Below are 8,667 nucleotides of genomic sequence, written 5' to 3' on the forward strand. Positions count from 1 at the left end.
GTATTGGGAACTTCAAATTCAAAGCCGCACTGGAAAATACAAGTTGCTAGAGCTCCTTTGATTCCGAAGTTCGCATCGGAGGTTGCTGTGGTAGCTTGCGAACTTCGGAATCGGAGCTTCTAGTGGCGATGTTCATTGTCGATCGGCGCTTGAATCCAGGTTCGAAGAGCCTGGAAAACCGCCAGCGGTTCCTGCGCCGTGCCAAGGCGCTGGTTCAGGGCGCCGTCAAGAAAACGTCCGAGGGCCGGGACATCAAGGATGTCCTGGAGGGTGGTGAAGTCTCGATCCCGCTCGACGGGATGCATGAGCCTCGTTTCCGCACCGAGGGCGGCACGCGTGACCGGGTGCTGTCGGGGAACAAGAAGTTCGTCGAAGGTGACGTACTTCCTCGCCCGAACGGCGGCGGCGGCCGCGGTTCGCAAGCCGGCGAGGGCGACAGCGAGGACGACTTCCGCTTCGTGCTGTCGCGCAACGAATTTGTCGACCTGTTCCTCGACGATCTCGAATTGCCGGATCTCGCCAAGCGCAAGCTGGCGGAAGTCGAGAGCCAGGCCCTGCAGCGCGCCGGCTATTCGACGTCGGGTTCGCCGGCCAATATCTCGATCAGCCGCACCGTGCAGCTCGCGCTGGCGCGCCGCGTCGCGCTTCGCCGGCCGAGGCCGGAAAAGATCGCGGAGCTGGAAGCGGAGCTCGAAGCTGAGACCTCCGAAGTGCGCCGTGCCGAGCTTTTGGCCGAGATCGAGGCGCTAAAGGCCAAGGCCAAGCGCATTCCCTTCATCGATCCGATCGACATCCGTTACCGGCGGTTTGAGACCGTGCCGAAACCGGTGGCGCAGGCGGTGATGTTCTGCCTGATGGACGTGTCGGGTTCGATGACCGAGCACATGAAGGACCTCGCGAAACGGTTCTACATGCTGCTCTATGTGTTCCTTACCCGCCGCTACCGGCATGTCGAAATTGTCTTCATCCGCCATACCGACCGCGCCGAGGAAGTCGACGAACAGACGTTCTTCTACGGGCCGGCGTCCGGTGGCACCATGGTATCGAGCGCTTTGCAGGCGATGAGCGACATCGTGCGCTCGCGCTTCAAGCCCTCCGACTGGAACATCTATGCCGCGCAGGCCTCCGACGGCGACAACTCGCTCGCCGACAGCGCGCTGACCGGCCGGCTATTGACCGAGAACATCCTGCCCGTCAGCCAGTTCTTCGCCTATCTCGAGGTCGGCGAGGCCAACGGATCGACCTTCGAGATGCCGGACTCTTCGCTGTGGACGCTGTACCAGCGCCTGCGCAGCGAAGGCGTGCCGCTGTCGATGCGCAAGGTCGCCACCCGCGGCGAAATCTTCCCGGTGTTTCACGATCTGTTTCAGCGCCGGAAGAACCAGGAAAAGGCCGCCTCATGACGACACACGAACGTCTGTTCGAAGGTGCCGATTGGGATTTCCGCCAGCTGCAGCGCATTCACGAAGCCTGCGAGGAAATCGCGCATGGCGAACTCGGTCTCGACACCTATCCGAACCAGATCGAGATCATCACCGCCGAGCAGATGCTGGATGCATACTCGTCCTCGGGCATGCCGCTGTTCTACAAGCACTGGTCGTTCGGCAAGCGTTTCGCGCACCACGAGACGTTCTATCGCAAGGGGCTGATGGGCCTTGCCTATGAGATCGTGATCAACTCGTCGCCGTGCATCTCCTATCTGATGGAGGAGAACACCGCGACCATGCAGACGCTGGTGATCGCCCACGCCGCTTTCGGCCACAACCATTTTTTCAAGAACAACTACCTGTTCCGGCAGTGGACCGACGCGGACGGTATTCTCGACTATCTCGATTTCGCCAAAGGTTATATCGCAAGCTGCGAGGAGCGCTACGGACGGCGTGCGGTCGAGGCTACGCTCGACGCCGCACATGCGTTGATGTCACACGGCATCGATCGCTATCCCGGCAAGAAGGGGCTCGACCTTCGCCTGGAAGAAAAGCGCGCCCGCGAGCGCCGCGAGCATGAGCAGAGCGTGTTCAACGATCTCTGGCGCACGGTGCCGTCGGGACCGGCGAAGACCGCCGAGATCCTGAACTCGCAACGCCGCCGCGCGCTGCTCGGCTTGCCGCAGGAGAATATTCTTTATTTCCTGGAAAAGACCGCGCCGCGTTTACACCCCTGGCAGCGAGAGATTTTGCGGATCGTGCGCCACATCGCGCAATACTTCTATCCACAGAGCCAGACCAAGGTGATGAACGAGGGCACCGCGACCTATGTGCACTATCGCATCATGAACCGCCTGCACGAGCAGGGCCGGATCTCCGACGGAAATTTCCTCGAATTCCTGCAATCCCACACCAATGTGGTGTTCCAGCCCGAATTCGACGACCAGCGCTTCTCCGATTTCAATCCGTATGCGCTCGGCTTTGCGATGATGCAGGACATCGAGCGCATCGTCACCGATCCCGACGACGAGGACCGCGAGTGGTTTCCCGATATCGCCGGATCAGGCGATGCGATGGGGACGCTGCGCCAAATCTGGGCCAATTACCGCGACGAAAGCTTCATCAGCCAGTTCCTGTCCCCGAAGCTGATCCGAAGCTGGCGCCTGTTTCACCTGCACGACGATCCAGAGTTCACCGAAGGCATCAAGGTCGACGCCATCCACGATGCGCGCGGCTATCGCCGCATCCGTCGAGAACTGGCGCGGCAATATGACGTCGGCTTCATCGATCCCAATATCGAAGTAGTCGATGTCGATCTGGCCGGCGATCGCCGCTTGATGCTTCGCCACATGGTAGTGAAGGGCGCCCAACTCAACGAGACGGATGCAAGGCGGGTGCTGCAACATCTCGCTGATCTGTGGACCTATGACGTATCGCTGGTTGAGGTCGACGCCCGCGACAACGTCCTGAAGGAGTACGTCGTCAGCCCCCGAACCCTTGCGATTGCCGCATAGCTCCAGCCGTTAGCGACTTATTTTCGTCAGGGGATATCTGTGGGGCGCCTTCAAATCTTCGCTTGTGCCGCCGAATTTTGCCCCAATCCGACCCGGATATGGCATGCGGGTGTTTAGTAGGGGACTACCAATGGCGTACAAGCGGACTGAAGTTGCTATCGAAAAAATCATTGCATCATGTGATGGCAACATGCGTGGGGCGCTTGAAGCGCTGATGCTCGTGAACGAGCACCTCGAGGAAGAGTTGCAACGGCTGTATACCATCATGTCGTTGGGTGACGACGGCGAGGAATACCGCTTCGAAACGGTACACTGAGCGCGGTCTCCTTTTACCTCTCCCCGAAGGGAGAGGTCGATTTGCCGGCGGGTCGGCGCGTGGCGCCGCCCGAGGATAACTGCTGCAAATCGGATGAGAGGCCATTGCCTCTTCCCGAATACCGGAAGCTAATCCTTGTTCTTCGATTTGATCGCGCCGAGTATCCGATCCGCTTCGGTTCGCCAATCCGCGCTGCGCGCAAAACCCTTGGTGCCACGCTCGCCGAACAGGCCTTCGTCGGCCAAGTCTGCAATCCAGGCCTGGCGCTCGGCGGTGCCCGACGACGACCATGGCTCGAGCCCGATCTCGCGCACGGTCTCGGCGACTTCACGAACCTCTTCGCTGCGGCGGCGGCCATGTTCGATCACGCGTTGGAAGAAATACGCGCCCTGCTTTTCCCAATCGATGCCGGGAAACGTCTCCTTCAGCGACGCCAGCACCGCATCCTCAACCCCATAGGCGCGCGCGGTGGTGAAGCTTTCGATCACCATGGCCTCGAACCCCTTGATCATTACGCTGCGGCACATCTTCACGGCCGACGCCACGCCGAGCCTGTCGCTCGCGACCCTGGCGGCAAATCCAAACTGGTTCAGCAGCGGTGCGAGCGCGGCCGCGTCGCCGCCGCCGAGCAAGAGCGGCACCTTGATGCGGTAGGGCGGCACCGAGGTCATCACTGCGCCCTCGACATAGCGCGCGCCGGCGGCATCGATCAGCTTCGCCGCGCGCTGCTTGGCGCCGGGCGAGGCCGAATTGAAGTCGAGATACCACGCCCCTTTCTTCACGGCTTCCGCGCAGGCTTTCGCAACCGTCACGGCCTGGCTCGCGGTCACCGCCGAGACGATGAAATCCGATTGCGCGGCAAGGTCGGCATGCGAAGCGGTCAGCGCCACGCCATGCTGCCCGGCGTGATCGCGCAACGATCGCCCGTTCTGATCGCTGCGCAGCTTGATGTCGAAGGCCGCAACCTTGACCTCCTGCCGGCGCAGATCCTCGGCGAGGATGCGGCCGACCTCGCCATAGCCGATGAGGCCGACGTTCCATTGTTTGGGATCGGTTGCGGGCGCGGTCATGTTTCTTTGCCTTTCACGATTCCTGGGCAGCGGTCACTGCTTCGGAATATGGGCCTTCTCGGTCACCGCCCGCCACTTGTCGATGTCGGATTTGAGCCGGCCCTCGATCGCCTCTGGCGTACTCGCCTTCGCCTCGATGCCGAGCGTGAGCATCTTCTTCTTGAGGCCGGGGTCCGCCAGCACCTCCTGCAAGGCGTTGTTGAGCGTCTTGATGATGTCAGGCGGCGTGCCGGCGCGCGCGAAAAACGCATTCCAGGATACGACGTCATAGCCGGTCACGCCGCTCTCCTGCACCGTCGGAAGGTTGGGTGTGCTTTCCGAGCGACCCGCACCGGAGGAAGCCAGCGCCCGCAGCTTGCCGCCGTCGATATTGCCCTGGAGCACCGAATAGCTGTCGATCACGAGCGACACGTTGCCCTGGAGCAGCGCGACTTCCGCGTCGTGGTTGCCACGAAAGGGCACGAGCGTGAAGTCGATGCCGGCCGCGGTCTTGAACAGTTCGGCCGACAGGTTCTGTGTCGAGCCGACATTGATGGTGCCGACGTTGAGCGCGCCAGGCCTGGCCTTGGCCGCGGCAATGAAGTCGCCGAGCGTCTTGAAGCCGGATGCGGTACTGGTGACGAAGGCGAAGTCGAAATACCCCAGGCTCGACACGGCTACGAAATCCTTCACCGGATCGAACGGCAGCTTCTCGAACAGCGACACACTGACCGCGGTGCCGTTGGTCAATAGCATCAGCGTATAGCCGTCGGCCGCGGCGCTGAGCGCCTGCCGTGCGGCGATGATGCCGCCGGCGCCGGGCTGGTTCTCGACATAAAAGCGCTGGCCGAGTTTTTCCGAGAGTTTGTCCGCCACGATGCGCGAGGTGGAATCGGCAACGCCGCCGGCCGCAAAGGGCACGACGATGCGGACAGGATGGTCCGGGTATTTGGCTTGCGCCGATGCGGGGACCGCAAGGGCGGCGAGCAGGGCGGGAAGGGACGCCAGCAAGCGGCGGCGCGGGATACGAGCGGATATCTTCATGACGCGGCGCACGATAGTTGGGCGCGCGGGATCATTCAATCCGTCCCGCGGGATGCGGCCATGCGCTTTTCAGATCAATGCCGACATCGTGCCGATGGCCGCAAGCAGTACAACGACGGTCCAGGACGGCATCTTCCAGACCACAAGCAGCAGAAAGCCGAACAGCGCCAGCGCAAAGTCGCGCGGGGTCAGGATGGCGGCGGTCCACACCGGATGATAAAGTGCCGCACCGAGAATGCCGACCACGGCGGCGTTGGTGCCGCGCATCGCGGCTTGCGCGGCGGGGCGGGCGCGTAGTGCGTCCCAGAACGGCAGCATGCCGTAGACCAGCAGCATCCCCGGCAGCAGCAGCGCAAACAGCGCGATCGCCGCGCCGGCCGGCCCGTTCGGCGGGGTATTCATGATCGCGCCGAGATAGGCCGAGAACGTAAACAGCGGTCCCGGCACCGCCTGCGCCAGTCCATAGCCGGCGAGAAACGCTTCGTTGCTGACCCAGCCGGGCGTCACGACCTGCGACTGCAACAGCGGCAGCACGACATGGCCGCCGCCGAACACCAGCGCGCCGGAGCGATAAAACGCGTCGAACATCGCAAGCGCATGCGAGGCTGTTGCCGCCGCCACGGCCGGCATCAGCAACAGCAGCAGCGCAAAGAGAACAAGTGCGACGCCGCCGGCACTCCGGCTCACCGGAAAACTCAGCCGTCCGGAAATCGCGGTGGCTTCGCCGCGGCACAGCCAAAGCCCGGCAAGGGCTCCGAGCGCGATCGCCGAAACCTGCGCCAGCGATCCCGGAAACAGCACGACCACCGCAAGCGCGGCCAGCGCGATTGCGCCTCGCGTCCGGTCGGGGGTGAGGCTTTTCGACATGCCCCAGATCGCCTGCGACACCACCGCCACCGCGACAAGTTTCAGCCCGTGCAGAAAGCCTTGCGCGATCGGGCCGGTAAAGCGGCCGGAGACCTCGGCGAAGGCGAACATGATCAAGGCCGACGGCATGGTGAAGGCAAACCACGCCGCGAGCCCGCCGAGCAGGCCGTTGCCGCGAAGGACGCCCAGGGAAAAGCCGACCTGGCTCGACGCCGGCCCGGGCAGGAACTGACACAGCGCGATGAGGTCCGCAAAGGTCGCTTCATCCAGCCAGCGCCGCCGTATCACCAGTTCGTCCCGGTAGTAGCCGAGATGTGCGATCGGCCCGCCGAACGACATCACGCCAAGTTTGAGGAAGGCTAAGAAGACCTCGCCCACGGAGCCCTGCGTTTGCACGGCTGTGGTGTCAGACGAGACGGGATTGCTCATGGCGATCTCCTGGAGCGCTTCGAAGGCCGGGCCAGTTCATCGATCGTCCATTGGCCATCGCGCTCGCCTTCGACAGCATGGTGCAGAATGGGAAGGCGGACGAAGCCGCTCAACGGATCGTGATGCTCCAGGCCCTGACCAATCCCGTTATCGCCGTGGACTTCGGAACGATTTCACTATCGGCTTTCGATATCGAGTCAATATTCGATGTCGGAATCCCGGACAGGAGCGCGCGGATGACCTTTGGCCGGCGGACATTGTTGAAACTGGGAGCGGCTGCGGCCGCGGCTGGCGCCGTTCCGGGAATGGTCAGAGCCGAGACGCCGTCAGCGGCTTCCTCCGGCAGCGCACCGCCGCAGGGCAACGCGGATCACACCATCCGCATCGCCAATGGTCTCGCCGAACTCGCCAGCGACCATATCGTTTCGACCAAACTCTATAACGGCCGGTTTCCGGGGCCGCTGCTCAGGCTGAAGGAGGGACAGCCGGTGGTGGTCGATATATACAACGACACGGATACGCCGGAGCAGTTGCACTGGCACGGGCAGACCGTGGGCGTCGACGTCGATGGCGCGGCGGAAGAAGGCACGCCTTATATTCCCGCCCACGGCATGCGGCGGATCAGCTTCACGCCCGGTCCGTCCGGCTTGCGGTTCTATCATTCGCACCTGACGCCAGGCGCCGATCTCGACAACGGACAATATAGCGGGCAGGTCGGTCCGGTTTACATCGAGCCGAAGCGCGAAGCCGGCAGCCACGACCGCGAAATCTTCCTGGTGCTGAAGGAATTCCAGCCGACGCTCAGCCGCGGCGGCGACATGGCTGCGGATTTTCTGGCGAACCCGGCGCCGATCGAAAAGCTCAAGCAAGCCGGCGAAGATGCCATCAGAGCCTCGATGGCCGGCGGCAAGCCACACGGCTATGAGGTCGGATACACCCTGTTTTCGATCAACGGCCGCATGCTCGGCCATGGTGAGCCGATCCGCGTCAGGCAGGGCGAGCGCGTGCTGTTTCACATCGTCAATGGCAGCGCCACGGAAATCCGCAGCCTCGCGATGCCCGGTCACCGCTTCGAGGTGGTGGCGCTCGACGGCAATCCTGTGCCGAAGCCGGCCGAAGCGCCGGTGCTCTGGCTCGGCACCGCCGAGCGCATCTCGGCGATCGTCGAGATGCGAATTCCGGGCGTCTGGATCCTGGGCGATCTTGCCGACGACGATCGCAACAGAGGCATGGGCGTCGTGATCGAATATGCAGGCAAGAGAGGTAAGCCGAAATGGGTCAAGCCCAATCCCTATCGCTGGGACTATACGATCTTCGGTAAGCCTGGCGCCACGAGCGCGCCGGATGAAACCTTCGAGATGATGTTCGCCAAGGACAACGCGGCGCTCAACGGCTTCAACCGGTGGACCATCAACGGCACAGCCTTCTCGATGGACAGGATGGAGCCGATGCTTCGGCTGAAGCAGGGCAAGCGCTACCGGCTGAAGATGCGCAACGCCAGCGACGACGTGCATCCCGTGCATCTGCATCGCCACAGTTTCGAACTGACGCGCATCGCGGGCAGGACGACCTCGGGCATTATGAAGGATGTCGTGATGCTCGGCGGCTATCAGGAAGCTGAAGTCGATTTCGTCGCCGACAACCCCGGCAAGACCCTGTTTCACTGCCATCAGCAGTTGCACATGGATTTCGGCTTCATGGCGCTGTTAGATTACGTCTAGTGCGGTGAATTTGAAGTTCCTATCAGTTTCGCGGTAACCTCGTCATAGGAACTTCAAATTCTAAACCGCACTAGAATCATATAATCGGCTAGTGCTCCTTTGATTCCGAAGTTCGTAAACGTGGAGCCGCAATATGATACGAACTTCGGAATCGGAGCACTAGTCCAATGGGAGACCCCCCGGCTCTGCCGGGGTGGCAGTAGAAGTTTGACATTTCCAGCAGTGGCCCATCGACGAAACGCCCCGACTCGTGAGCCACCACGCGCACGAAAAGGAGTTTCGCGATGGGCCTGTACTTAT

7 protein-coding genes and 1 pseudogene are annotated in these 8,667 nt (G+C 62.2%); 4 read left to right on the forward strand and 4 right to left on the reverse strand.

Annotated features, from left to right (window positions below; genetic code table 11):
* Positions 1-128 precede the first annotated feature (128 nt).
* From M6D32_RS04035 to M6D32_RS04045, 3 genes are all read left to right on the forward strand, one after another.
* Positions 129-1,403 carry a YeaH/YhbH family protein gene (locus M6D32_RS04035; RefSeq protein ID WP_298253617.1) on the forward strand — a complete coding sequence of 425 codons (1,275 nt, stop codon included), beginning with the start codon at positions 129-131 and terminating at the stop codon, positions 1,401-1,403.
* On the forward strand, positions 1,400-2,941 hold the full coding sequence (locus M6D32_RS04040) for a SpoVR family protein (RefSeq protein WP_298253603.1): 1,542 nt from the start codon (positions 1,400-1,402) through the stop codon (positions 2,939-2,941). Before M6D32_RS04035 ends, M6D32_RS04040 begins: the two co-directional genes overlap by 4 nt.
* A gap of 130 nt (positions 2,942-3,071) precedes the next feature.
* Positions 3,072-3,257 (forward strand): hypothetical protein, encoded by a 186-nt coding sequence (locus M6D32_RS04045; RefSeq protein ID WP_298253605.1) that lies wholly within the window; start codon positions 3,072-3,074, stop codon positions 3,255-3,257.
* 128 nt (positions 3,258-3,385) lie between these two features.
* Here the strand turns inward: M6D32_RS04045 and M6D32_RS04050 are convergent, their stop codons facing one another.
* The 4 genes and pseudogenes from M6D32_RS04050 to M6D32_RS26935 all read right to left on the reverse strand — a co-directional run.
* Complete coding sequence (locus tag M6D32_RS04050) at positions 3,386-4,327, reverse strand: NAD(P)-dependent oxidoreductase (protein WP_298253607.1); 942 nt, start codon at positions 4,325-4,327, stop codon at positions 3,386-3,388.
* A 33-nt stretch (positions 4,328-4,360) separates the two neighbouring features.
* Positions 4,361-5,350: a tripartite tricarboxylate transporter substrate binding protein gene (locus M6D32_RS04055; RefSeq protein ID WP_298253609.1), complete on the reverse strand. Its 990-nt coding sequence runs from the start codon at positions 5,348-5,350 to the stop codon at positions 4,361-4,363.
* Between the two features lie 69 nt (positions 5,351-5,419).
* A complete protein-coding gene (gene chrA, locus M6D32_RS04060) occupies positions 5,420-6,646 on the reverse strand; it encodes a chromate efflux transporter (protein WP_298253611.1) in 1,227 nt (408 codons plus the stop codon).
* Positions 6,647-6,675: 29 nt separating this feature from the next.
* Positions 6,676-6,777, reverse strand: a pseudogene (locus M6D32_RS26935) (PadR family transcriptional regulator); the annotation flags it as partial.
* Between the two features lie 174 nt (positions 6,778-6,951).
* Here M6D32_RS26935 and M6D32_RS04065 point away from each other — a divergent pair.
* Positions 6,952-8,367: a multicopper oxidase domain-containing protein gene (locus M6D32_RS04065; RefSeq protein WP_366145818.1), complete on the forward strand. Its 1,416-nt coding sequence runs from the start codon at positions 6,952-6,954 to the stop codon at positions 8,365-8,367.
* The last annotated feature ends 300 nt before the right edge of the window (positions 8,368-8,667 follow it).

Source organism: Bradyrhizobium sp. (assembly GCF_027307225.1).
GTDB lineage: Bacteria > Pseudomonadota > Alphaproteobacteria > Rhizobiales > Xanthobacteraceae > Bradyrhizobium.